The sequence below is a fragment of the Nocardia sp. NPDC060249 genome (assembly GCF_042728755.1).
GTDB lineage: Bacteria > Actinomycetota > Actinomycetes > Mycobacteriales > Mycobacteriaceae > Nocardia.
In genome coordinates this window covers 1,525,751-1,547,439 of the sequence record NZ_JBHXAQ010000001.1, presented here as the reverse complement: position 1 = coordinate 1,547,439, position 21,689 = coordinate 1,525,751, and the positions used below count along the sequence as shown (strand labels likewise).

The following is a 21,689-nucleotide window of genomic DNA, read 5'->3' as shown; positions in this document are numbered from 1 at the left end:
GCGCCGCCGAAATTCCGGCGAACCGGCACGTCCGCTCACCTAGAGTGAGTGACACCGTCTTTGTCCATGCGTACCCGCTTCGAGCAAGGAGGCCCGATGTCCGGCACCGCGAAACTCGATCCCGTGGTCGAAGCGTTCGTCGACGCGCTCAACGCACAGGACACCGACCAGTTCTACGGTGTGCTCACCGAGGACGCGACGATGTCCGATGATGGTGTCGAACGCAACCTCGCCCAGTGGACCGAGGCCGAGATCTTCAGCAGCAACGGACATCTGGTCGTGGACACGGTCGACTCCGACGACGGCCTCGCACTCACCGCCGACTACACCAACACCCGGTGGGGTTCGATGCGCACCACCTGGCAGTTCGTCCTGCGCGACGGGCTGATCAGCCGATTCGAAACAGGACAGGCGTGACCGACGATCTTCTTCTCACCCCGCGTTACGGCACAGCCGCACTCGCCGATCTACTCCCCTCGGTCATGGCCTGCCTCGGCGCGCCCGGCGACACCGATCGGCTCGGCCTCGACCTCGATGTCGACCGTGTCTGCGTCCTGCTCGTGGACGGACTCGGCGCCCAAGCCCTGGCGGCCGAATCCGCGGCGGCGCCGTTCCTGACGAGCCTGCCCGACACGAGTATCGACGCCGGGTTCCCGAGCACCACCGCGACGAGCCTGACCACCCTCGGCACCGGCCTGCCCGCCGGCGAGCACGGCATCGTCGGCTACTGCATGCGCCTGCCCGGCGAGGACCGCCTGTTCAATTCGCTCCGGTGGCAGCTCATGGGCGACGGACCGAAGGTCGACGCGCGCGCCACACTCCCACCGGACCGAATCCAGCCGCAGCGCACCGTCTTCGAGCGCGCCACCGAGGCGGGCATCGCGGCGGTCCAGGTCGCACCGAGCTACCAGGACGGATCCGGGCTGACCCTGGCCGGCTGGCGCGGCGGCGGATTCCGCACCGCCTACTCCGTCGGCGATCTCGTCGACGGCGTTCTCAACGCCCTGACCTCGGCGCCGAAAACCCTGGTCTACACCTATCATTCGGAGCTCGACACCACCGGCCACGCGCGCGGGCCCGCCAGCCGGGCGTGGCGGTTCGAGCTGGCCAATGTCGACCGGATCGCCGCCGAGATCGCGGCCCGGCTGCCCGCGCGCTCGGCGCTCATCGTCACCGCCGATCACGGCATGGTCGAACTCGTCGAGCGCGTCGACTACGACACCCACCCCCACCTGTCGGACAACGTCACGGCACTCGGCGGTGAACCACGCGCCCGCCACGTCTACACCGACGACCCCGCCGCGGTCGCCGGCACCTGGCGCGGCGTGCTCGGGAGCGGCTTCCTGGTGCGCACCCGAGACGAGGCGATCGACGCGGGCTGGTTCGGCCCGGTTGTCACCCGTGACGCCGCCGCGCGCATCGGCGATCTCGTGGTGATCGCGAGCGGCGACGGCGGTGTCGTGCGGTCGGGCGCCGAGCCGCTGCAATCGATGATGGTCGGCCATCACGGCTCGCTCACCGCCGCCGAGCTGCGGGTTCCCCTGCGAATCCACCGCGTTTGAGCACCACCGCATAAGCTGGCGTCGGCGCGCAACCGCGCGCAGCGAACCATTCCAGGAGGAATCATGCACGCCAACACCCGAACCGGCGCCGTCGCGGTGGGCGTCGCGGTGCTGGCGGCACTGGCCACCGGGTGCACCGAGGTCGAGCGGGTGCTCAACCAGGGTGGTGACACGAGCTGTCGCGACTACGTCAACCAGGACGCGAACACCAAGCGGATCACCATCACCAAGGCGATCAAGCAGCAGACCGGCAACGACAACGAACCGGCGGGCACCGTGGTCGACTCGATGATCGTGCAGGTCGACCTGCTGTGCGCGACCCAGCGCAATGTCGACACCCCGATCAAGAACGCCGATATCGCCGGAATCTTCCTGAACAAGTAGTGACCGGCGTCAAGGCAACGCGACAGCGCGGCGACCGGTGACCGGTCGTCCTCGGCGCAAACGTTCCCACGGCGGTGGCACAGCTGATAGACAGTAAGCGCCACACCCGTTCTCGTCGCTGGAACGGTGCGTCACCGACGAGCAGGGAGTGAACGTGGGCGAGGAACTGGGCAGGGCACCAGGCGCCCACGACGACCCGATCGCCGGACCGCACCGGCCCGAACGACTCTCGGACTACCGGGTCGAACTCGAGAAACAGTGGAACCGCCTCGCCGCACCCTCACGCCCGCTGACCCTGCCCCGCGACACAGGGGCCGTGCGCAACGATGTCGCCAAATCCTGGCAGCGCTCCCTGCACACCGTCGACCCCGCCACCGAAGTCGCGCCCGGATTCAACGACATCAGTGACCGCTGGTCGGAATCCCCGCTGCGCAGACCGGTCACCGAACTCGCGGGTCAGCTGCGCGGAATGGCCGAGGAGTCGGGCTATCTCGCTGTCGTCAGTGACGAATCGGGCACCATCTTGTGGACCGCGGGCGATCGCACGCTGCGCCGCCAAGGGGAGGCGGTGAACTTCGCGCCGGGCGGGGTCTGGGACGAAAGCCACATGGGCACCAACGGGTTGTCCCTGGCCCTGCACGACGACAGGGCCGTCACCGTGTTCTCGGCCGAGCATCTCGTCGCCGCGCTGCACGGCTGGGTCTGCTACTCCGCGCCGATCCACGGCCCCGACGGCCGCACGGTGGGTGTGCTCGATCTGTCCTCGACGTGGGAACGGTCGCATCCGATGGTGATGACCTCGGTCCGCGCGCTGGTCACCGCCGTGGAGACCATGCTGCGTGCCGAGGCGCCCACCCCGGCACCGGGTGTTCGACTCGAATGCCTCGGCGCCGCACGGCTTTTGCGCGACGGCAGGCCGGTGCCGCTGCCGCCGCGCCAACTCGAGATCCTCGCGCTGCTGGCCCTCGAGCCCGACGGCTACACCCCCGAGCAATTGCACGCCGCGGTCTACGGTGAGCGGCCGGTGTCGCTGAACACGCTCAAAGCCGATGTGTCGCACCTGCGCCGCGCCACCCGCGGCGAGATCACCAACCGGCGCTACATGCTCACCGGCCAGGTGTCCTGCGACGCGGTGGACCTGCTGGCCGCCATCGAGGGCGGCGACCTCACCTCAGCGCTGTGGCTGTATCGCGGACCGCTGCTGCCCGGATCGGATCTACCCGGCGTCGAACAGTGGCGCGCTCACCTCGACGTCGGCATCCGCAACGCCGTGCTCGGCAGCGACCGGCCCGAGCACGCGGTCGCGTTCGGGCAGCGCTGCCCCGGCGATGTCGCCGTGCACGAGCACGCTCTGCGGCTACTGCCTCGCGACGATGTCCGCCGCGCTGTCGTCACGGCCCGGCTTTTCACCGCACGCCAGGGCTGACCTGCGCAGACGCCGTCACCAACCTCGTACCAACCTTCGCCGACCATAGTGTGGGGCACCACGCAGAGGTCGCGAGGAGCGAGGCGAATGATCTACGGCAAGCCCGGATCGGATACCGGCATAGTCAGCTATGCCCACCGATACGACAACTTCATCGGAGGTGACTGGTCACCCCCTGTCGAAGGCCGTTATTTCGACAACACCTCACCGGTCGACGGTGAGACCTTCTGCGCGGTGGCCCGTTCCACCGCCGCCGACATCGACATGGCGCTCGAGGCGGCACACCGCGCCACCGAGCGCTGGGCCGCGACCTCGGTCACCGAGCGGGCCGACATCCTGCTCAAGATCGCCGATCGGATCGAGAACAGTCTCGAACCGCTGGCGGTGGCCGAGACCTGGGACAACGGCAAACCGGTGCGCGAGACCCTGGCGGCCGACCTCCCGCTGGCCATCGATCACTTCCGGTACTTCGCGGGTGTGCTTCGCGCCCAGGAGGGCTCGCTGTCCCAGATCGACGCCGACACGGTCGCCTATCACTTCCACGAACCGCTCGGCGTGGTCGGGCAGATCATTCCGTGGAACTTCCCGATCCTGATGGCCGCCTGGAAACTCGCGCCCGCGCTGGCGGCGGGCAACTGTGTGGTCATCAAACCGGCCGAACAGACACCGGCGTCGCTGCTGCTCGTCGTCGAACTCATCGCGGATCTGCTGCCCGACGGAGTTCTCAACGTGATCAACGGTTTCGGCGTCGAGGCGGGAAAACCGCTGGCGCAGAGCCCGCGGGTGGCCAAGATCGCCTTCACCGGCGAGACCACCACCGGGCGACTGATCATGCAGTACGCCAGCGAGAACATCATTCCGGTCACGCTCGAACTCGGCGGCAAGAGCCCCAACATCTTCCTGCCCGATGTGCTGGCCGCCGACGACGACTACCTCGACAAGGCCGTCGAGGGGTTCGTCATGTTCGCCCTGAACCAGGGTGAGGTGTGCACGTGCCCGTCGCGGGCGCTGATCCACTCGTCGATCTACGACGAATTCCTCGCCCGCGCCATCGCCCGCACCGAGGCCATCGTGTCCGGTCATCCGCTCGACACCGAGACGATGATCGGCGCGCAGGCCGGCAACGACCAGTACGAGAAGATTCTGTCCTATTTCGACATCGGCAGAGCCGAAGGCGCCCGCGTGCTCACTGGAGGGGAAGCACGCAAGGTCGACGGCCTACCGGGTGGGTACTACATCGAACCCACCGTCTTCGAGGGTGACAATACGATGCGGATCTTCCAGGAGGAGATCTTCGGCCCGGTCGTCGCGGTGACCCGCTTCGATACCGTCGACGAAGCGATCCGCATCGCCAACGACACCCTCTACGGTCTCGGTGCGGGCGTGTGGACCCGCGACATGAACACCGCCCACCGACTCGGCCGCGGCATCAAGGCGGGCCGGGTCTGGACCAACTGCTACCACGCCTACCCCGCCCACGCCGCGTTCGGCGGCTACAAGAAGTCGGGGTTCGGCCGGGAGAACCACGCGATGATGCTCGGGCACTACCAGCAGACCAAGAACCTGCTGGTCAGTTATTCGACGACGAAACTCGGGATGTTCTGATGCAGAATCGAATCCACCGTGTGGAGATCACCGAGCGCGCCCAGACCCTGCTCCGCCGCCTCATCGAGGACAACGGCCCGGTGCTGTTCCGCCAGGCGGGCGACGGCTGCGACGACGACACCACACCGGTGTGCCTGTCGGCCAAGCAGTTCCCCATCGAGAAGGCCGACATCCTGCTCGGCCGGCTCAGCTGGCACACCGAATTCTGGATCAGCGCGGCACAGTTCGAATGCTGGAAAGATACCCACCTCACCGTCGATGTGACGCGCGGTGAGGCTGCCGAGGATTCGCTCGAGGCAGGCCAAGGCATGCGATTCGTGTTGCGCGCCAGGCTGCTGACCGAGGCCGAGCACGCGGCGCTGGCGGCAGGCCCGCCACCGCGAACGGGCGCCGACCGCACCCTGTAGCGGCGCCACCGAAAACCTGACCTGGCAGCATCTTTCCCGGCGCTGCCAGGTCGCGGCGAGCCCCCGCCGACTGGGCCATCGAGGCTCAGCCGGCGGGGTGAGCTCGCCGTTTTTTCGTCTTCCCCCATATAGCAAATGTGTTCCCGCGCAAACCAAATCGCGTCTCGCTCAGCGAGACACACACGGCAACAGTGCAACGATTCCGTTACGTTATGGCGATGTTCTTAGCGAGACTCGGTGTGCGCACCCGGATTCTGGCGATTGCTCTCATCCCGAGTTTGACTCTGGTGGTGGTCGGCGTCGGTACCGCCGGCTATCTGGTCGAGGAGAGCAACACCGCCAAAGCGTGGGCCACCGAACTCCAGCAAGCCGGCCGTTTCACCCAGGAGATGGTCGAGGCGATCCAGTCCGAGCGTCACCTCACGATGTCGCTGGTCGCCGGAGACATGACCACCACCCTCGCTCTGCCCGCCGCGCGGACGCGCACGGACGCCGCGTTCATGAAGCTCAATCAAATCGCGCAGCAGATGCAGGCCGTCGATGGCGCCGATATCGGCGACGATCAGACCGAGTTCGAAGCATTCCAGCAGCACCTCAAGGCCATGCGCGGCGGCGCCGACGCGGGTATGTTGCCCGCGCCGGACGCCTACATGTTCTTCAACCTGGTGGTCGACAAGTTCATCCAGGGCACCAAGATCGCCATGCTCGCCGCCCCCGACGCGACCGTGTCGTCCGGTGTGGGCGAGGGCATGCGCCTGCTCAACGTCATCGAGGCCATGTCCCGCGGCAACGCGCTCGGGTCGGCGCTGGTCACGGCCGAGGGCGACTTCGGAGTCAAGGTCGACGAATTCATCCGCCAGAGCGGCTTCTACCGCACCGAGCTGAGCAACCTCACCCCCGAACTACCCGAGGGCGAGCGCAACGCGATCGTCGCGCTCACCGCCTCGGCGCCGTGGCAACAGCTCACGCAGATGGACAACGCGATCATCGCGCGCTTCTCCGCTCCCGCCGCCACCACGGGCACCACCAGGACGGCCACCCCGCCCGCACTGCCGATGTCGGCCGCCGAATGGCAGAGCGCCTCGGCGACCGTCAACCGGGCACTGCTCGATGTCTACACCGGGCACAACGGATTCATCCAGACTCTGGCCAAGGACTCCGCACAGCGCTCGGAGGCGACCGCGGCCGCCGCCGGCGGCGGCGTCATCGCGCTCAGCGTGCTCGTCTTCCTGGTCTCGGTGGTCCTGGCCAATCGCATTATTCGCCGCCTGCGCCGCCTGCGCACCGCCACACTGCAGCTCGCCGACGAAAAGCTGCCGGCCACCATGCGCGCGCTGCGCGACGGTGACGAGGTCGATTCGGCCGAGACCTCGCCGTCCCTCGACTTCGGGCACGATGAGATCGGCCAGGTCGCCAAGGCCTTCGAACACGCCGCCGCGGCCGCGATCGGTGCCGCTGTCGACGAGGCCCGTACCCGTGAGGGCGTGCGCGCGGTGTTCCTCAACATCGCCCACCGCAGCCAGATCGTGGTGCACCGCCAGCTCGAGATCCTCGACGAAGCCGAACGCCGCCAAGAAGATCCGGCGCTGCTCGAGACGCTGTTCCGGCTCGATCACCTGGCTACTCGCGAACGCCGTAACGCCGAGAACCTGATCATCCTCGGCGGCGGTCGCCCGGGACGGCAGTGGCGTCAGCCGGTGCCCGTGATGGACGTGGTGCGCAGCGCCATCGGCGAAACGCTCGACTACGCGCGTGTGCGGGTCACCAAGCTGCCCGAGGTCAGCGTCGTCGGCACCGTCGTGGCCGACCTCGTGCACCTGCTCGCCGAGCTCGTCGACAACGCCACCGCGTTCTCCCCGCCGCAGTCGCGGGTCGAGGCGGGCGGCAATATCGTCGGCAAGGGCGTGGTCGTCGAGATCACCGATCAGGGCATGGGCATGAGCGCCGACGACCTGGTCCGCTACAACAACATGCTGGCCGATCCGCCGGACTTCGGTGTCGGCACACTGTCCTCGGACTCACGCCTCGGTCTGTTCGTGGTCGCCCGGCTGGCCCTGGCGCACGGTGTGTCGGTGCGGCTGAGCGAATCCGATTACGGCGGCATCCGCGCCATCGTGCTGATCCCCCAGCAGTTGCTGGCGGGTGAGGCCGATCTCGCGGGCACGCCACCCACGATGACCGGCCCGCTGCGCCGTGGGCTGCCCGCACCGCAGGAATCGGGACCGATCGCCGCCCTCGAATCCGCGCCCGCGCCCGTCGCGACGCTGGTCGCCGACCCGCCGACCCCGCGTCCGATGGCACCGGCGCCCGAGGCGCCCGCCGTGCAGACCCCGCGCTACGACACCGGCTCCGACGAACGACCCGCGCTGCCGCGCCGCAGCAGGCAGACCAATCTGGCACCCGAGCTCGCCGAGCCCGCCGCCGAGGCGCCACGCGCACCCGAGCGTCCCCGCTCCGCGGAACAGGCGCGCGACATCATGTCCGCGATCGAGAACGGCACCCGCCAGGGTCGCAAACAACAGACCACATCGAACCAGGACGAACAGGAAGGCTGAGGTGAACTCTTCCCCCGGTGATCTCAACTGGCTACTCGACGATCTCGTCGACCGGCTGGCAGGGGTCCGCTACGCGGTCGTGCTGTCCACCGACGGACTGCTGCTCGGACGCTCCTCGCAGATGAAGCGTGAAGACGCCGAACACTTCGCCGCCATGTCTTCGACCCTCTACGGTCTCGCGCGCAGCGCGGGTAGCCGGTTCGACGGTGGCGGCGTGCGCCAAGCGGTGATCGAGCTCGATCGGGCGGTGCTCTTCGTCACCTCGGCCGGTGACAACGCTTGCCTGGCACTGCAAGCCAACGAGTCGGCCAATCTCGGCATGGTGGCCTACGAAATGAATCTCACCGTGCAGCGGGTCGGCAGCTATCTGTCGACGGAGCCGCGGCACGGGCATGCGCAGCTATAGAAAGTCTCGACAATGACTCGACTAGGCGATCCGTGGTTCGACGACGCGGCCGGACCCCTGGTCCGGCCGTACGCGGTGACCCGCGGCCGCACCATGGGCGCGGCGCACGACCTGGACATGCTCACGGTGGTGGTAGCGGTATACCCCGCCCCCACCCTGCGCAAACCAGAACCCGAGTACGCGACGATCGCACAGTTGTGCAAGCGTCCGCAGTCGGTGGCCGAGGTCTCGGCCGTGCTGAAACTGCCTCTGGCGGTGACCAAGATCCTCGTCGGTGATCTCATCGCCGAGGGCCACCTCATCTTCCGGGCTCCGGTAGCGGCCGAGGCCGGTACCGGTGACCTCAACATATTGCGAGCGGTTCTGGATGGCATCCGAAAACTTTGACCCGATGTCCGCAGGCGACCAGCACATGGCCGCCTCGGTCAAAATCCTCATCGCCGGCGGCTTCGGCGTCGGCAAGACCACCATGGTCGGTGCGATCAGCGAGATCGCGCCGCTGCGGACCGAAGAGCTGATCACCGAGGTCAGTACCGGCGTCGACGACCTGTCGGGGGTGGAGCAGAAGCACACGACCACCGTCGCGCTGGACTTCGGGCGCATCACCATCGACCGGGATCTGGTGCTGTACCTGTTCGGTACGCCCGGACAGGACCGCTTCTGGTTCCTATGGGATGAGCTGTGCCGTGGCGCGCTCGGCGCGATCGTGCTGGCCGATACCCGGCGGTTGAGCAATTCGTTCGCGGCGGTGGACTTCTTCGAGCGTCGCGGCTTGCCGTTCCTGATCGCGGTGAACTGCTTCGACGGTGCGCCGCGCTACACGGTCGACGAGGTGCGTGACGCGCTGGACCTGGATCCGAACACCCCGGTGATCCTGTGCGACGCGCGCGATCGGCCCTCGGCCAAGGCGGTGCTGACCCACCTGGTCGAGTACCTGATCGATCGCGCCGCACGAACGCCCGTCACCACCTGAGCGGCTACGCCGAGCCCGGCGCGGGGACTGCCCGCTCCGCGGCTCGGCTGGTCTGCTCCCAGGCCGACCAGGTGGCCATCTTGGCGCGCGCGAGGTCGAAGGCCAAGTCGTAGACCATGTTTCCGAGCAGCAGGCGCAGCGGTGGTTGCTCGGCACCGACGAGGGTGAGCAGCGCCTCGGCGGCGAGGGCGGGCTCGCTGTCGACGGACCCCTCGGCCCACTGGGCCTCGAGCTGGGCGCGCAGCGGAGCGTACGCCTCGATCGGCGTGGTGTTCGCCATCGCCGAATACAGGTCGGTCCAGTAGCCGCCCGGTTGCAGAATGCTCACGCGCACACCGAATTCCGCGGCTTCCATCGCCAGCGCCTCGCTCATGCCCTCGAGTGCGAACTTGCTCGCGGCGTACATGCCCGACAGCGGGAATCCGGCGAGTCCGCCGATGCTCGACACCTGCACGATGTGCCCGCCGCGCTGCGCGCGCAGCTGCGGGAGCACGGCCTGGCTCACCCAGAGCGCGCCGAAGAAGTTGACCTCCATCTGCGCGCGGGCCTCGGCTTCGGTGAACTCCTCGATCATGCCCATCGAGAGGGTGCCCGCGTTGTTGACCACGATGTCGAGGCGGCCGAAGTGGGCGACCGCGGCGTCGACCGCCGCGTGCACCGCACCGCGGTCGGTGACATCGAGGGTCAACGGCAGCACCCGGCCCGGATGGGCGGCGGCGAGCTCCTCGAGGGCGGATCCGGTGCGCGCGGCGGCGGCGACCCGGTCCCCCGCCGCCAGCGCCGCTTCGGCGAAGGCACGGCCGAGACCGCGGCTCGCTCCGGTGATGAACCAGACGCGGGATGCGGTGGTACCGGCGGTGGTCATGGCGATCCTCCTTGCCTAGACAAGACGTTGCGTCTCGTCTGATGATTCGAGGATGCCACCACCTCGGCACCTTGTCAAGACGCAACGTCTCGTCTCTTCGATTGCTAGGATGGCGGCATGAGTCAGCAGGTGAACCCCCGGCCGACAGCCGATGCGACCCGGCGCAACGAAGGATCCCGGCGCGCGATCCTGTCCGCCGCCTTCGAGCTGGCGGGCGAGATCGGCTACGACAAACTGACCATCGAGGCGATCGCCGCCAGAGCGGGCGTCGGCAAGCAGACGATCTACCGATGGTGGCCGTCCAAGGGCGCTGTCCTGCTCGACGCCTTCCTGATGCTCAGCGAGACCGGCGACGACGCGACACCGGGCCTGCCCGACACCGGCGACCTGGAAGCCGACCTGAAACTGGTCCTGCGCGCCACCGTCGCCGAACTCGCCGACCCCCGCTTCGACCTCCCCCTGCGCGGCCTGACCAGCGCCATCATGCACGACACCGCCCTGGCCGCCACCTACGTCGAACGCCTGCAGGGCCCCGTCGACGACCTGAAGCGCCGCAGACTCGCCGCCGCGCAAACCGCGGGCCAGATCGCCCCCGATATCGATCTCGATGTGGCCATCGCGCTGATCTGGGGCCCACTGATGGAGCGCTGGCTCCTGCGCACCGGCACCCTCACCACCGAATTCGCCGATCGTATCGTCGAGACCGCGCTGCGCGGACTGCGCGGCTGATCCGACGGAAAGCACTCCATACCAACGACATTCGGCCCACGTGGCGCCGATGACCGACACGCTCAGCGGCGATCATGTGGCGACGTCAGCGGCGTAGCGACTCAGGCAGCGGGGAACTATTGCCCGCGCCGGGGCCGTCCATCAGTTTCAGGTCGCGGCTGTGGACTCGCTCGCCGCAATGCGAGCAGGTGGGCTCGATGGTGGCGAGGTGGTCGCAGATGCGGTGCAAGACCTCCACCGGAGGGCCGTTCGGGGCGGCCCATTCGTCGCCCCACTGGCGCATCGCGGTGACCACCTGCCACAGGGACCGACCCTTGGCGGTCAGGCGATAGTCGTAGCGGACGGGGTTGTCCTGGTAGGGCTCTCTCGTCATGATCTCGTGCTCGACCAGGCCTTCGAGGCGTTGCGTGAGGACATTGCGGGCGATGCCGAGGCGGTCGCGGAAGTCGTCGAAGCGGGTGACGCCGAAGAGGGCGTCGCGCACGATCAGCAAGGTCCACCACTCCCCGACCACTTCCAGGCACTGGGCCAGGGAGCAGTTCATGTCTTCGAAGCTGGTGCGCCGCATGCCCCGAGTCTAGTCGGTTGCATGAAAGAACTCACCCATCTACGGTGAGTTGCATGATGAAACTCACTGGGCAGTTCGGCGCGCGATTCGCCCTGACCGCCACAGACTCCGGGCGGTGGCAGGCCGTGGTCGACGATTCGTGGCGCGGCTGGACCGGCCCCCACGGCGGCACGCTCGCCGGACTCCTGATCGACGTCGCACAGCGGGCGAGCTCGCGCGACCACTCCGTGCGTGCCGCCGATGTCCGGTTCCTCGGCCGACCGGCGAGCGGCGCGTTCACCCTGCGCGCCACCGAACACACCATCGGGCGCAGTACGACGATTCTGGACGTGGTCGCCGAACAGGGCGGTGCGCCGGTCGCCGCGGCCACCGTCACCCTGGGCGCACCCGGCACGACCGCGATCCCCGCCCACAGCGCCAGGCCCGCGCCCGTCGTCGCGCCCGCACCGGACTGCGCGCTGTTCCAGCTGCCCCCGGAGATCGTCCCCGTCGGCGCGCATTTCGTCATCCGCCCCGCCACGGGCCCGTTGCCCCTCAGCGGCGCCACCGAGGCGATGATGTGCGCCTGGATCGCCCTCGAGCCCGCGTTGCCCCTCGACGCGCCGAGCCTGGCCGTCCTTGCCGACGCGCTCCCACCGGGACTGTTCCCACTGCTCACCGCGCCGGTCGCCGTCCCGACCGTCACCCTGTCGCTGCAACTGCACGCCGATCTCACCCACCTCGGCGACACACCCGTGCTGGTCCGCGCCGCGAACGTCAGTTCCGCCGACGGCTGGTCGGTCGACGACACCGATATCTGGGACGGCGACGGCGTGCTGCTCGCCACCGCCCGTCAAACCCGCCGCATCCTCGGCTGAACGAGAGCTGGACCATGCAATCCCTTGCCCCGTCCCGGGAGACGAATCCGCGGTTGGTGCTCGCCATCGTCTCCATCGGTGTGCTGTTGTCGAGCCTGGATCTGTTCATCGTCAATGTCGCCATGCCGGCCATGGCCGACGACTTCGGCGCCGGACTGACCGAACTGTCCTGGGTACTCAATCTCTATGCCATCGTCTTCGCCGCCCTGCTCGTTCCAGCCGGTCGGCTCGGCGACCGCGGCGGCAACCGCGCCACCTTCCTCACCGGCCTGGCGATCTTCGTGATCGGATCGGCATTGTGCTCGGCTGCCTGGAATGTGGAGTCGCTCATCGCTTTCCGTGTTGTGCAGGCCGTGGGATGCGCACTCCTCACGCCGTCCTCGCTCGCGCTGGTACTCGCCGCGACTCCGCCGCAGCGGCGCGCGGGCGCGGTGCGGCTGTGGGTCGCCTTCGGCGGCCTCGGCGCGGCGCTGGGCCCGGTGCTCGGCGGCGTGCTGGTCGACATCGATTGGCGCTGGGTGTTTCTCGTGAACGTCCCGATCGGGTTGGCGGCGTTCGTGATCGGTGTCCGCAAGCTGCCGTGCCCGCCCGCCGCGGGCGGCCCGCTGCCCGATCTGCTGGGTGCGGGCGCGCTGATCGGGGCGGTCGGATCGTTGATCCTGGCCGTTGTCCAGGGCCCGGACTGGGGCTGGACCTCCACCGGCGTCCTCGCCGCGTTCGGTGTCGCGATCGTGCTCGCTGTCGTCTTCGCGGTGAGCTCGGCGCGTCATCACAGCCCGATCGTCGACCCCGCCCTGCGCCGGGTCCCGAATTTCGTGCTCGCGGGAGCGAATTCGCTGGTGTTCCAGATCGCGTTCGCGGGCATGCTGCTCTCGGTCACGCTCTGGGCACAGAACGTGTGGGGGTGGTCGGCCTTGCGGACCGGTCTGGCGATCGCGCCCGGCCCGCTGGTCGTCCCGTTCGTCGCCATCGTCGCGGGCAAACTCATCGCCCGCATCGGCGCGGGACCGGTGATCGCGGCGGGCGGACTCGCCTTCGGCGGGGGACTCCTCTGGTGGGCGCGCGCAGCCTCACTGTCACCGGACTATGTGGGTGGTCTGCTCGGCGGCATGCTGCTCACCGGTCTCGGAGTGGGGCTGACCCTGCCGACCGCGTTCGCCGTCGGCGCGGGAACCCTGCCCCCGCAACGCTTCGCGACCGGATCGGGCGTGCTGAGCATGGCCCGCCAGCTCGGCCTCGCCCTCGGCGTCGCACTCCTCGTCGCGCTGCTCGGTACGCCCGGCACCCCCGCCGCCACGCTCGACGCCTTCCAGCGTGCCTGGTACGTGACCGCCGCGATCGCGGTGATCGCCGGACTCATCGGCTTCGCCGTGCGATCGCCAGCCGCCACTCCGACCGAATCACCCGGCCGCGCTCCGGAGGCGACCGAAAAGTCCGGGGGCACGGCAGTTTCCGCGTGACCCCGAGCGGTCGGCGACCACGATGTCGCCGACCGCGTCCTGCGGTCCGCTCAGCCCCAGCTCGCCTGATCGGGGACCGAGGAATCGAAGATCACGTAGAAGAAGTGACCGGGAGTCAGTTCGTTCATGTCGTGCCAGCGACCCCAGGGATCGCGCTGGTAGTAGTTCGCCATCCCGGTGCCGTCGTCGTAGCAGACGATGTTCGAGGTGCCGAACGGACTCCAGTACACATCCGTGCCGGGGCGCGGCATCTCGAGCGGGGCGCGGAACAGGTGACTGCACGGCGTGATGACGGGGTCGTAATAGCTGGGCTGGGCCGCCGCGGTGGCCTGCCCCGCGATCCCGGCGACTGTCACGGCGGCGGCCGCGAGGCCGAGACGAACGGTGGAACGCATCGAATCTGCTCCTGACCTGAGCGGAAATGAAGGCTCTTCGTATCGCGAACGATAATACGCCCGGTCGACGATCGGCACGGAAATCAGACCACAGACGGATCTGCCGAGCCGCTCGGTCGCGCTACCGTGACAGGAGCGGTTCGGCGGAGGGTAGGAAAGCTGTGGACAGCACGACGATTGCCCGGCAGTGCACATTGTGTGAAGCGCACTGCGGGATTCTGGTCACGGTCGAGGATTCGCGGGTCACCCGCGTCGAAGGTAACCCGGACGACGTGCTGTCGAAGGGCTACATCTGCCCGAAGGCGACAGCCATGGGCGGTCTGCACCACGACCCGGACCGGCTGCGGACACCGATGCGCCGCGTCGGCGACAGTTTCGAACCGGTCGGCTGGGACGAGGCCTTCCGTGAGATCGGTCAGCGTTTGCGCGCGGTGCGGTCCGCGCACGGTCCCAGCGCCATCGGAATGTACATCGGCAACCCGGCCGCGCACAGCTCCTCGGTGATGTACGGAGCGCTGCTACGGGCCGTCCTGCTCACCCGCAACTTCTTCTCCGCGTCCTCGATCGATCAGTTCCCGCAGGAGTTCGTCGCGTGGCGGATGTTCGGTTCGAACGTTCTCATGCCGATCACCGATATCGACCGCACCGACCGGCTGGTGGTGCTCGGCGCCAATCCCGCGGTGTCCAACGGATCGATCACCACCATGCCGGGCGCCAAATCGCGCATCAAGGCGGTCCGGGCGCGGGGCGGCACCGTCGTCGTGATCGACCCGCGCCGCACCGAAACCGCCCGGCTGGCAGACGAACACGTGGCGGTGCGACCCGGCGGCGATGTGTACCTGCTGCTCGGGATGCTGCATGTGCTGATCACCGAGGACCTGTGCGACGAACGGGCGGTCCGCGCCCTGTGCACCGGGTGGGACGAGCTCGCCGAACTGGTCGCCGGCACCACCGCCGAACGCATGGCGCCACTGGCGGGCGTCGACGCCGACACCATCACGCGGCTCGCCCGTGACCACGCGGCCGCACCGTCGGCGGTGCTGTACGCGCGGATCGGGGTGTGCCAGCAGGTGACGGGCACGCTCACCCACTGGCTGGTCAACACGATCAACGCGGTGACCGGAAACCTCGATCGCGCGGGCGGTCAGATGTTCGCGACGCCCGCCGTCGACGCCGCCCGCTACGCGAAGTACCTGCCCGTGGGACACGGCGCGTGGACCGACCGCTCCGGCGCGCACAAGTCGTTCCGCAGCGAACTGCCGGTCGCGGTTCTCGCCGAGGAGATCCGCACCGAAGGACCGGGCCAGATCAAAGCGATGATCACCTACGCGGGCAATCCGGTGCTCTCGACCCCGCAGGCGGACAAGCTCGATGCCGCGCTGGAATCCTTGGATTGCTATGTGGCCGTCGACATGTACATCACCGAGACGACCCGGCACGCCGACTTCATCCTGCCGCCCGTCTCCGCGCTGGAACGCGAGGAGCTGAGCCTGCTGTTCCCGATCTTCAGCGTTCGCAACAACGCCCGCTACGACGCCAGGGTGTTCGAGCCGCCGGCCGACGGATTGGACGACTGGCAGATCCTGGCACGACTGGTGACCGAAATGGTCCCGCTGCCGGCCCGACGGCTCACCGGACGCGCGCTCAACGCCGTGTTCGCACAGTTCAGCCCCCTGCGACTGTCCGCTGCCGCCGTCGCGACAGGTCCCTACGGGGTCCTGCGTCGTGGACGGAACGGGTTGACGCTGAAGAAGATTCGCGACACCGCGGGCGGCGTCGATCTGGGCCCGTTGCGGCCACGGCTGCCCGAACTGATCGGCACCCGAGACCGCAAGACGAACTTGGCGCCCACGGATTTCCTGGCGGCGGTGCGTACCGTCCTCGACGAGACGACCGCGGCGGCCGAACCCGGCTACGACCTCCAGCTCATCGGACGACGGCACCTGCGCAGCAACAACTCCTGGCTGCACAACATCCCGTCCATGGTGAAGGGCCGTGACCGCTGCACCGTGCTGATCCATCCCGACGACGCCGCCGCCCGTGGTTTCGCCGACGGCGATCCGGCGACGATCGAATCCCCCGTCGGTTCGATCGTGGTTCCGGTGGAGATCAGCGGCGATATCCGCGCCGGGGTGGTGGCGATCCCGCACGGATGGGGCCATCACGAACCCGGGGTCGGCTGGTCGGTCGCGGCGGCGCTGCCGGGGGCCAATGTCAACCTGCTGCACGACCCGGCCCGCACCGACCCGCTCTCGGGCACGTCGGCGGTCAACAGCACGTGGGTGCGGGTGAACCCGGTAGCGGTCGAGAACCCGGACGCCACACCACGATCCGAGGTAGCCGCCGCGCCGCGGTGAACCCGGCTACGAGGCCGGGTCCACCGCACCGGGGTCAGCGAAAGCGCAGGTTCGCGGTGGCGAGGCCGAAGATCTTACGGCCGCCGGACTTGGCGACGATGGCGATCACCGCGGTGCGGGTCTCCGGGTCAAGGGACTTCACGCGGCCGGTGTACTCGACCTGGCCACCCTCCCGGCCGACGATGGTGTAGGTCGACAGGCGGACGCCGTAGCGGGTGACGGCGCCGGGGTCGCCGGACCAGGTGGAGACGAAGCCCGCGCCCAGACCCATGGTGAGCATGCCGTGGGCGATGATGTCGGGCAGGCCCGCCAGCTCGGCGATCTTCTCGTCCCAGTGGATGGGGTTGCCGTCGCCGGAGACGCCGGCGTAGTTGACGAGGTCACCGCGCGAGACGCGGGCGTCGCGCAGCGGCAGTTCGTCGCCGACGGTGAGCTCGTCGAACGACATCGTGGTGTTCGGAACGCGGGCGGCGCCCTCGACGGACAGCGCAACCTCGCCCTCGGGACGCAGGGTCGTCTCCACCACGGCGCTCTTGTCGGCGCTGTAGATGCTCACGCCGTGGAGCATGATGTTCTCCACGGCGGCGGTGATCGCGGGGTCCACCCCGTCGTCCCCGGTGATACCGACGACCGTGGTGTGCATGATGTGCACGGTCTCGCCGAGCTCGTCGACGAAGGTGTTGGTGACGGTGATCAGGTCCTTGCCCGCGATGGTGCGCACCGAGGTCAGCTCGACGTCGACCACGAGACGGTCACCGGCCACGATCGGCTTGTGCTGTTCGAAGACCTGCTCGGTCTGCACGAACATGTCGTAGCCGACGACCACCGTCTCGAACAACACTTTGTTCGCCGCCATAGCCGGGATGGAGACGAAGGTCAGCGGCGCGACCAGACCCGGGTAGCCGAGCGCGGCGGCGGCCTCGTCCTCCCAGTGGGCGGGGTGGAAGTCCTGGACGGCGCGCGCGTATTCGCGGATCTTCTCGCGACCGACCTCGTAGACGCCCTCGACCCGGTAGTAGTGCCCTACCTTCGACGCGGTGTCGGGGCCATCGACGGGCGGGGCATCGACTACGGAAGTCACTATGAATCACCTTCGTTCGGGGAACGGACACCCGGCAGGCTAGTCGACGCGCAGGCGGACCGGGCATTCCTTGGCACAGTTCACAGTTCTGTGCCCTTCCACCGCGGTCAGAAGGAGGGTACGTCGCTCGTGCTGGCGTTGCCACCGATCGAGGGCTGCAGCGTGATCTCCCAATCGGAGTCACCGTCGAACGGGTCGTCGAACTTCTGGAACTCGCGCTCGCGGGTGAAGGCGAGCGTCGCCTCGTCCCAGTCCTTGCCGGTCTTGAGATAGACGTAGTACGTGCCGTCGATCCCGGTGAGGGTGGCGTTGGCATTGCCCTGCACGTAGATGGTGGCCTGCGGCTTCTTGGGATCGCCGTTGGTCACCACGACCGCGAAGTCGTCGCTGTTGCCGTTGACGATGTCGAGCTTGCCCGCACCGACGAGCCCGTCCTGCTGGACCACCGCGCCGTTCTCGCCCCGGCGGTTCAGCACCGGCGCCGCGGGCGTGGTCGCGCGAACGGTGGTGGTGGCCTTCGACGAACTGCTCGCCGGCGCGGCGCCGACGGACTGCCCCGACTCGCAGCCGGCTACCAGAAGGGCCACCGCGATCGCGGACACGGCATACCACTGACGATTCGACATCGTTCCCACCCCATGCTCGTGGACCGGACTCCCCGATCCGGTCTGCACCGTCAGTATTGCGCGAATTGCCCGATATGTCATCACGATTCATCCGGAAAAACCCTCCCCGCATCTTCTGGAATGAGTCATGATCTGGAATGTGTCCACCACATCGGACTTCGAACAGATGCTGCGCGCAGCCTCACTGCGCATCACCGCGCCACGCCTGGCGGTGCTCATCGCAGTGCACCAGCATCCGCACGCCGACACGGACACCATTCTGAGCCGAGTCAGAGCCACCCTCGGGACCGTCAGCCAGCAGGCCGTCTACGACGTACTGCGGGTACTCGCCAGCGCCGGACTGCTCCGGCGGATCCAGCCGATGGGCACCGTCGCACGCTACGAGACGCGCGTCGGTGACAACCATCATCACCTGGTGTGCCGATCCTGTGGGGTGATCGTCGATGTCGAGTGCGCTGTCGGCGACGCGCCCTGCCTGACTCCCCTCGACGGCCGCGATTTCGTCGTCGACGAAGCCGAGGTCATCTACTGGGGCCGGTGCCCCGACTGCACGACATCACCATCACTCTCCTGAAAGGATTCACCGTGCCCGAGGAACACCCACCTATCGCGGAAGCCAACACGGAACCCGGTGACAGCGGTTGCCCCGTCCTGCACCGTCCGTTCGCCTCCACCGACGCGCGGGGTGCCAACAGTGACTGGTGGCCGAACCAGCTCAACCTCACCCTGCTGCAGAAGAATCCGCCCGCGGCGAACCCGATGGGCGAAGACTTCGACTACGCGGCCGAATTCGCCACCCTCGACCTGGCCGCGGTGAAAGCCGACATCGAGCAGGTCATGACGACCTCGCAGTCGTGGTGGCCCGCCGACTTCGGCCACTACGGCCCGTTCTTCATCCGGATGGCCTGGCACTCCGCGGGCACCTACCGGGTCGGCGACGGCCGCGGCGGCGCGGGCGCGGGCCTGCAGCGCTTCGCCCCGCTCAACAGCTGGCCCGACAACGCCAGCCTCGACAAAGCCCGCCGGCTGCTGTGGCCGGTGAAGAAGAAGTACGGCCGCAAGCTGTCGTGGGCCGACCTCATCGTCTACACCGGCAATGTCGCGCTCGAGTCGATGGGCTTCGAGACCTTCGGCTTCGGCGGCGGTCGCGTCGACGCGTGGGAGCCCGAGGAAGATGTGTTCTGGGGCCCGGAGCGCACCTGGCTCGGCGACGAACGCTACACCGGTGACCGCAACCTCGAGCGTCCGCTCGCCGCGGTCCAGATGGGCCTGATCTACGTCAATCCCGAAGGCCCCAACGGCAATCCGGATCCCCTCGCCGCCGCCGCCGACATCCGCGAGACCTTCGCGCGGATGGCGATGAACGACGAGGAGACCGCCGCGTTGATCGCCGGCGGCCACACCTTCGGCAAGACCCACGGTGCGGGCGACGCCGACCTGGTCGGCCCGGAACCGGAAGCCGCGCCGCTGGAACAGCAAGGGCTGGGCTGGAAGAGCGGCTTCGGCACGGGCGTCGGCGAGGACGCCATCACCAGCGGCCTGGAAGGCATCTGGAACAGCACCCCCATCACCTGGGACAACAACTTCCTCGAAACCCTCTACGGGTACGAATGGGAGCTCACCAAGAGTCCGGCGGGCGCGCATCAGTGGATCCCGAAGGACGGCGCGGGCGCCGACACCGTGCCCGACCCGTTCATCCCCGGCAAGAAGCGCGCACCGGTCATGCTGACGACCGACCTGTCGCTGCGGTTCGACCCGATCTACGGCCCGATCACCCGCCGCTGGCTGGAGAACCCCGCGGAATTCGCCGACGCGTTCGCCCGCGCCTGGTACAAGCTCACCCACCGCGACATGGGGCCGATCGCCCGCTACCTCGGCCCGCTGGTTCCGTCCGAGGAACTGCTGTGGCAGGACCCCGTCCCCGCCCAGCAGGGCCCGGTGCTCGGTGACTCCGAGATCGCCGCGCTCAAGGGGCAGATCCAGGCCGCCGGCCTGTCCATCGCCCAGCTGGTGACGACCGCGTGGGCGGCGGCTTCGTCGTTCCGCGGCAGCGACAAGCGTGGCGGCGCCAACGGCGGCCGCCTGCGGCTGCAGCCGCAGGCGGGCTGGGCGGTCAACCAGCCCGACGAGCTCGCCCAGGTGGTGCGCGTCTACGAAGGCATCCAGGACACGTTCAACACCGCGGGCGGTACGCAGGTGTCGTTCGCCGACCTGGTCGTCCTCGGCGGCGCGGTCGGCGTCGAACAGGCCGCCCAGGCCGCCGGTTTCCCGGTGACGGTGCCGTTCACGCCGGGCCGTACCGACGCGACCCAGGCCCAGACCGATGTCGAGTCGTTCGACGCGCTGGAGACCCCGGCCGACGGGTTCCGCAACTACGTGTCCAAGGACGCGCAGATCCCCGCCGAGTTCCTGCTGATCGACAAGGCGAACCTGCTCACGCTCAGCGCGCCGGAGATGACCGTGCTGATCGGTGGTCTGCGCGTGCTCGGCGCGAACTACCAGTCCTCGCCGCTGGGTGTGTTCACCGGCACCCCGGGTGCGCTGACGAACGATTTCTTCGTCAACCTCCTGGACATGGGTACCGAGTGGGCGCCGTCGGCCGCCGACGAGAACGTCTACGAAGGCCGTGACCGCGCCTCCGGTGCGGTCACCTGGACCGGCAGCCGCGTCGACCTGGTGTTCGGCTCCAACTCGCAGCTGCGAGCGCTGGCCGAGGCCTACGCGACCGACGACGCGAAGGAGAAGTTCGTGCACGACTTCGTCGCCGCGTGGACCAAGGTGAGCAACCTGGACCGGTTCGACGTCACCGCCTGATCCGAACAGCGAAACACCCTGCGACCCGGTCCGAGTCGCAGGGTGTTTCGTTGTGATCAGGATTCGGCGAGGCCGGCCAGCCGGTCCACCGATGCCTGCAGCTTGTCGGCGGTGGTGGCCTTGGCCCGCACCTGACGCAACTCGTCGTGCAGTTCGGTCCAGTCGTAGGTGTGGGTCACCCGGGTGCGGGTGTCGTCGATCGGCTCGAGCTCCCAGCGCCACAGGTGTCCCGGCGGGGTCTTGTCCCGCTCGGACGGGTTCCACGCGATGCGGCGGCCCTCCTCGAACTCGACGATGTGATTGTCGCGGTCGGCGCCGTTGGTCAGCGTCGTGGTGAACACGTCACCGACCGCGCGGACCCGCTGGCCTTCGACGGCCTGCGCGAGGTTGTCGTTGCCGTCCCAGCGCGGCTGCTGCGCGGGATCGGCGATCAGGTCGAAGATCGCGGCGGGGGTCGCCGCGATGTCGCGGGAGGCGTGGACGATGCGTGGCACGTCGATGGTTTCGGTCACCGGGCGATAGAACCAGCAGCTCACCCACCCCGGCAACCATTCCGCTCGAGCACGCGACTAACTCGCTCGGTACACCGCGAACACGGGAATCACTTGTCGCGGCGGCC

The 21,689-nt window shown here is 68.4% G+C and carries 22 protein-coding genes; 16 read left to right on the top strand and 6 right to left on the bottom strand.

Annotated elements, in window-relative coordinates:
- Positions 1 to 96: 96 nt before the first annotated feature.
- The 10 genes from ACFWFP_RS06980 to ACFWFP_RS06935 all read left to right on the top strand — a co-directional run bounded on the left by ACFWFP_RS06980 (position 97) and on the right by ACFWFP_RS06935 (position 9,318).
- On the top strand, positions 97 to 417 hold the full coding sequence (locus tag ACFWFP_RS06980) for a nuclear transport factor 2 family protein (RefSeq protein WP_379293583.1): 321 nt from the start codon (positions 97 to 99) through the stop codon (positions 415 to 417).
- On the top strand, positions 414 to 1,562 hold the full coding sequence (locus tag ACFWFP_RS06975) for an alkaline phosphatase family protein (RefSeq protein WP_379293582.1): 1,149 nt from the start codon (positions 414 to 416) through the stop codon (positions 1,560 to 1,562). Before ACFWFP_RS06980 ends, ACFWFP_RS06975 begins: the two co-directional genes overlap by 4 nt.
- A gap of 63 nt (positions 1,563 to 1,625) precedes the next feature.
- Entirely contained in the window at positions 1,626 to 1,946 is a 321-nt protein-coding gene (locus ACFWFP_RS06970; protein WP_378987829.1) for a hypothetical protein, read from the top strand.
- 154 nt (positions 1,947 to 2,100) lie between these two features.
- The gene (locus tag ACFWFP_RS06965) at positions 2,101 to 3,372 is read left to right on the top strand and encodes a transcriptional regulator (RefSeq protein WP_378987832.1); all 1,272 of its coding nucleotides are present in this window, start codon (positions 2,101 to 2,103) and stop codon (positions 3,370 to 3,372) included.
- Between the two features lie 87 nt (positions 3,373 to 3,459).
- Complete coding sequence (locus ACFWFP_RS06960) at positions 3,460 to 4,977, top strand: aldehyde dehydrogenase family protein (protein ID WP_379293581.1); 1,518 nt, start codon at positions 3,460 to 3,462, stop codon at positions 4,975 to 4,977.
- Positions 4,977 to 5,384 carry a DUF779 domain-containing protein gene (locus ACFWFP_RS06955; RefSeq protein WP_379293580.1) on the top strand — a complete coding sequence of 136 codons (408 nt, stop codon included), beginning with the start codon at positions 4,977 to 4,979 and terminating at the stop codon, positions 5,382 to 5,384. The genes ACFWFP_RS06960 and ACFWFP_RS06955 overlap by 1 nt, the downstream gene beginning before the upstream one ends.
- 218 nt (positions 5,385 to 5,602) lie before the next feature.
- Positions 5,603 to 7,939: a nitrate- and nitrite sensing domain-containing protein gene (locus tag ACFWFP_RS06950; RefSeq protein ID WP_379293579.1), complete on the top strand. Its 2,337-nt coding sequence runs from the start codon at positions 5,603 to 5,605 to the stop codon at positions 7,937 to 7,939.
- Between the two features lies 1 nt (position 7,940).
- Complete coding sequence (locus ACFWFP_RS06945; RefSeq protein WP_067453425.1) at positions 7,941 to 8,345, top strand: roadblock/LC7 domain-containing protein; 405 nt, start codon at positions 7,941 to 7,943, stop codon at positions 8,343 to 8,345.
- Between the two features lie 12 nt (positions 8,346 to 8,357).
- Positions 8,358 to 8,732: a DUF742 domain-containing protein gene (locus ACFWFP_RS06940; RefSeq protein WP_379293578.1), complete on the top strand. Its 375-nt coding sequence runs from the start codon at positions 8,358 to 8,360 to the stop codon at positions 8,730 to 8,732.
- On the top strand, positions 8,713 to 9,318 hold the full coding sequence (locus ACFWFP_RS06935; RefSeq protein ID WP_101467406.1) for an ATP/GTP-binding protein: 606 nt from the start codon (positions 8,713 to 8,715) through the stop codon (positions 9,316 to 9,318). The genes ACFWFP_RS06940 and ACFWFP_RS06935 overlap by 20 nt, the downstream gene beginning before the upstream one ends.
- A gap of 4 nt (positions 9,319 to 9,322) precedes the next feature.
- Here the strand turns inward: ACFWFP_RS06935 and ACFWFP_RS06930 are convergent, their stop codons facing one another.
- The gene (locus ACFWFP_RS06930; protein ID WP_379293577.1) at positions 9,323 to 10,183 is read right to left on the bottom strand and encodes an SDR family NAD(P)-dependent oxidoreductase; all 861 of its coding nucleotides are present in this window, start codon (positions 10,181 to 10,183) and stop codon (positions 9,323 to 9,325) included.
- Between the two features lie 117 nt (positions 10,184 to 10,300).
- Between ACFWFP_RS06930 and ACFWFP_RS06925 the strand changes: the two genes are divergently transcribed.
- Entirely contained in the window at positions 10,301 to 10,912 is a 612-nt protein-coding gene (locus ACFWFP_RS06925) for a TetR/AcrR family transcriptional regulator (protein WP_379293576.1), read from the top strand.
- An 85-nt stretch (positions 10,913 to 10,997) separates the two neighbouring features.
- Here ACFWFP_RS06925 and ACFWFP_RS06920 read toward each other — a convergent pair whose 3' ends face one another.
- Positions 10,998 to 11,480, bottom strand: coding sequence for a winged helix-turn-helix transcriptional regulator (locus tag ACFWFP_RS06920; RefSeq protein ID WP_379293575.1), 483 nt, complete (start codon positions 11,478 to 11,480; stop codon positions 10,998 to 11,000).
- 53 nt (positions 11,481 to 11,533) lie between these two features.
- Between ACFWFP_RS06920 and ACFWFP_RS06915 the strand changes: the two genes are divergently transcribed.
- The gene (locus ACFWFP_RS06915) at positions 11,534 to 12,337 is read left to right on the top strand and encodes an acyl-CoA thioesterase (RefSeq protein ID WP_379293574.1); all 804 of its coding nucleotides are present in this window, start codon (positions 11,534 to 11,536) and stop codon (positions 12,335 to 12,337) included.
- A 14-nt stretch (positions 12,338 to 12,351) separates the two neighbouring features.
- A complete protein-coding gene (locus tag ACFWFP_RS06910; protein ID WP_379293573.1) occupies positions 12,352 to 13,797 on the top strand; it encodes an MFS transporter in 1,446 nt (481 codons plus the stop codon).
- 50 nt (positions 13,798 to 13,847) lie between these two features.
- Here ACFWFP_RS06910 and ACFWFP_RS06905 read toward each other — a convergent pair whose 3' ends face one another.
- Positions 13,848 to 14,192 carry a hypothetical protein gene (locus ACFWFP_RS06905; RefSeq protein ID WP_379293572.1) on the bottom strand — a complete coding sequence of 115 codons (345 nt, stop codon included), beginning with the start codon at positions 14,190 to 14,192 and terminating at the stop codon, positions 13,848 to 13,850.
- Positions 14,193 to 14,353: 161 nt separating this feature from the next.
- Here ACFWFP_RS06905 and ACFWFP_RS06900 point away from each other — a divergent pair, with 161 nt between their 5' ends.
- Positions 14,354 to 16,549 carry a molybdopterin oxidoreductase family protein gene (locus ACFWFP_RS06900; RefSeq protein WP_379293571.1) on the top strand — a complete coding sequence of 732 codons (2,196 nt, stop codon included), beginning with the start codon at positions 14,354 to 14,356 and terminating at the stop codon, positions 16,547 to 16,549.
- A gap of 34 nt (positions 16,550 to 16,583) precedes the next feature.
- Here ACFWFP_RS06900 and ACFWFP_RS06895 read toward each other — a convergent pair whose 3' ends face one another.
- Both ACFWFP_RS06895 and ACFWFP_RS06890 read right to left on the bottom strand, forming a co-directional pair.
- Complete coding sequence (locus ACFWFP_RS06895) at positions 16,584 to 17,630, bottom strand: fused (3R)-hydroxyacyl-ACP dehydratase subunits HadA/HadB (RefSeq protein ID WP_379293570.1); 1,047 nt, start codon at positions 17,628 to 17,630, stop codon at positions 16,584 to 16,586.
- A 107-nt stretch (positions 17,631 to 17,737) separates the two neighbouring features.
- Complete coding sequence (locus tag ACFWFP_RS06890) at positions 17,738 to 18,256, bottom strand: hypothetical protein (RefSeq protein WP_379293569.1); 519 nt, start codon at positions 18,254 to 18,256, stop codon at positions 17,738 to 17,740.
- Positions 18,257 to 18,395: 139 nt separating this feature from the next.
- Here ACFWFP_RS06890 and ACFWFP_RS06885 point away from each other — a divergent pair, with 139 nt between their 5' ends.
- A complete protein-coding gene (locus ACFWFP_RS06885; protein ID WP_379293568.1) occupies positions 18,396 to 18,830 on the top strand; it encodes a Fur family transcriptional regulator in 435 nt (144 codons plus the stop codon).
- Between the two features lie 11 nt (positions 18,831 to 18,841).
- On the top strand, positions 18,842 to 21,070 hold the full coding sequence (gene katG / locus ACFWFP_RS06880) for a catalase/peroxidase HPI (protein ID WP_379293798.1): 2,229 nt from the start codon (positions 18,842 to 18,844) through the stop codon (positions 21,068 to 21,070).
- A 56-nt stretch (positions 21,071 to 21,126) separates the two neighbouring features.
- Here katG and ACFWFP_RS06875 read toward each other — a convergent pair whose 3' ends face one another.
- On the bottom strand, positions 21,127 to 21,582 hold the full coding sequence (locus tag ACFWFP_RS06875; RefSeq protein ID WP_379293567.1) for an SRPBCC family protein: 456 nt from the start codon (positions 21,580 to 21,582) through the stop codon (positions 21,127 to 21,129).
- Positions 21,583 to 21,689 lie beyond the last annotated feature (107 nt).

Bases quoted from the DNA above. Each gene is read 5' to 3' on its own strand.
- ACFWFP_RS06950 (WP_379293579.1), top strand. From the start codon at position 5,603: ATGTTCTTAGCGAGACTCGGTGTGCGCACCCGGATTCTGGCGATTGCT.
- ACFWFP_RS06960 (WP_379293581.1), top strand. From the start codon at position 3,460: ATGATCTACGGCAAGCCCGGATCGGATACCGGCATAGTCAGCTATGCC.
- ACFWFP_RS06910 (WP_379293573.1), top strand. From the start codon at position 12,352: ATGCAATCCCTTGCCCCGTCCCGGGAGACGAATCCGCGGTTGGTGCTC.
- ACFWFP_RS06940 (WP_379293578.1), top strand. From the start codon at position 8,358: ATGACTCGACTAGGCGATCCGTGGTTCGACGACGCGGCCGGACCCCTG.
- ACFWFP_RS06980 (WP_379293583.1), top strand. From the start codon at position 97: ATGTCCGGCACCGCGAAACTCGATCCCGTGGTCGAAGCGTTCGTCGAC.
- ACFWFP_RS06905 (WP_379293572.1), bottom strand. From the start codon at position 14,192: ATGCGTTCCACCGTTCGTCTCGGCCTCGCGGCCGCCGCCGTGACAGTC.
- ACFWFP_RS06920 (WP_379293575.1), bottom strand. From the start codon at position 11,480: ATGCGGCGCACCAGCTTCGAAGACATGAACTGCTCCCTGGCCCAGTGC.
- ACFWFP_RS06930 (WP_379293577.1), bottom strand. From the start codon at position 10,183: ATGACCACCGCCGGTACCACCGCATCCCGCGTCTGGTTCATCACCGGA.
- ACFWFP_RS06955 (WP_379293580.1), top strand. From the start codon at position 4,977: ATGCAGAATCGAATCCACCGTGTGGAGATCACCGAGCGCGCCCAGACC.
- ACFWFP_RS06890 (WP_379293569.1), bottom strand. From the start codon at position 18,256: ATGTCGAATCGTCAGTGGTATGCCGTGTCCGCGATCGCGGTGGCCCTT.
- ACFWFP_RS06915 (WP_379293574.1), top strand. From the start codon at position 11,534: ATGATGAAACTCACTGGGCAGTTCGGCGCGCGATTCGCCCTGACCGCC.
- ACFWFP_RS06935 (WP_101467406.1), top strand. From the start codon at position 8,713: ATGGCATCCGAAAACTTTGACCCGATGTCCGCAGGCGACCAGCACATG.
- ACFWFP_RS06970 (WP_378987829.1), top strand. From the start codon at position 1,626: ATGCACGCCAACACCCGAACCGGCGCCGTCGCGGTGGGCGTCGCGGTG.
- ACFWFP_RS06925 (WP_379293576.1), top strand. From the start codon at position 10,301: ATGAGTCAGCAGGTGAACCCCCGGCCGACAGCCGATGCGACCCGGCGC.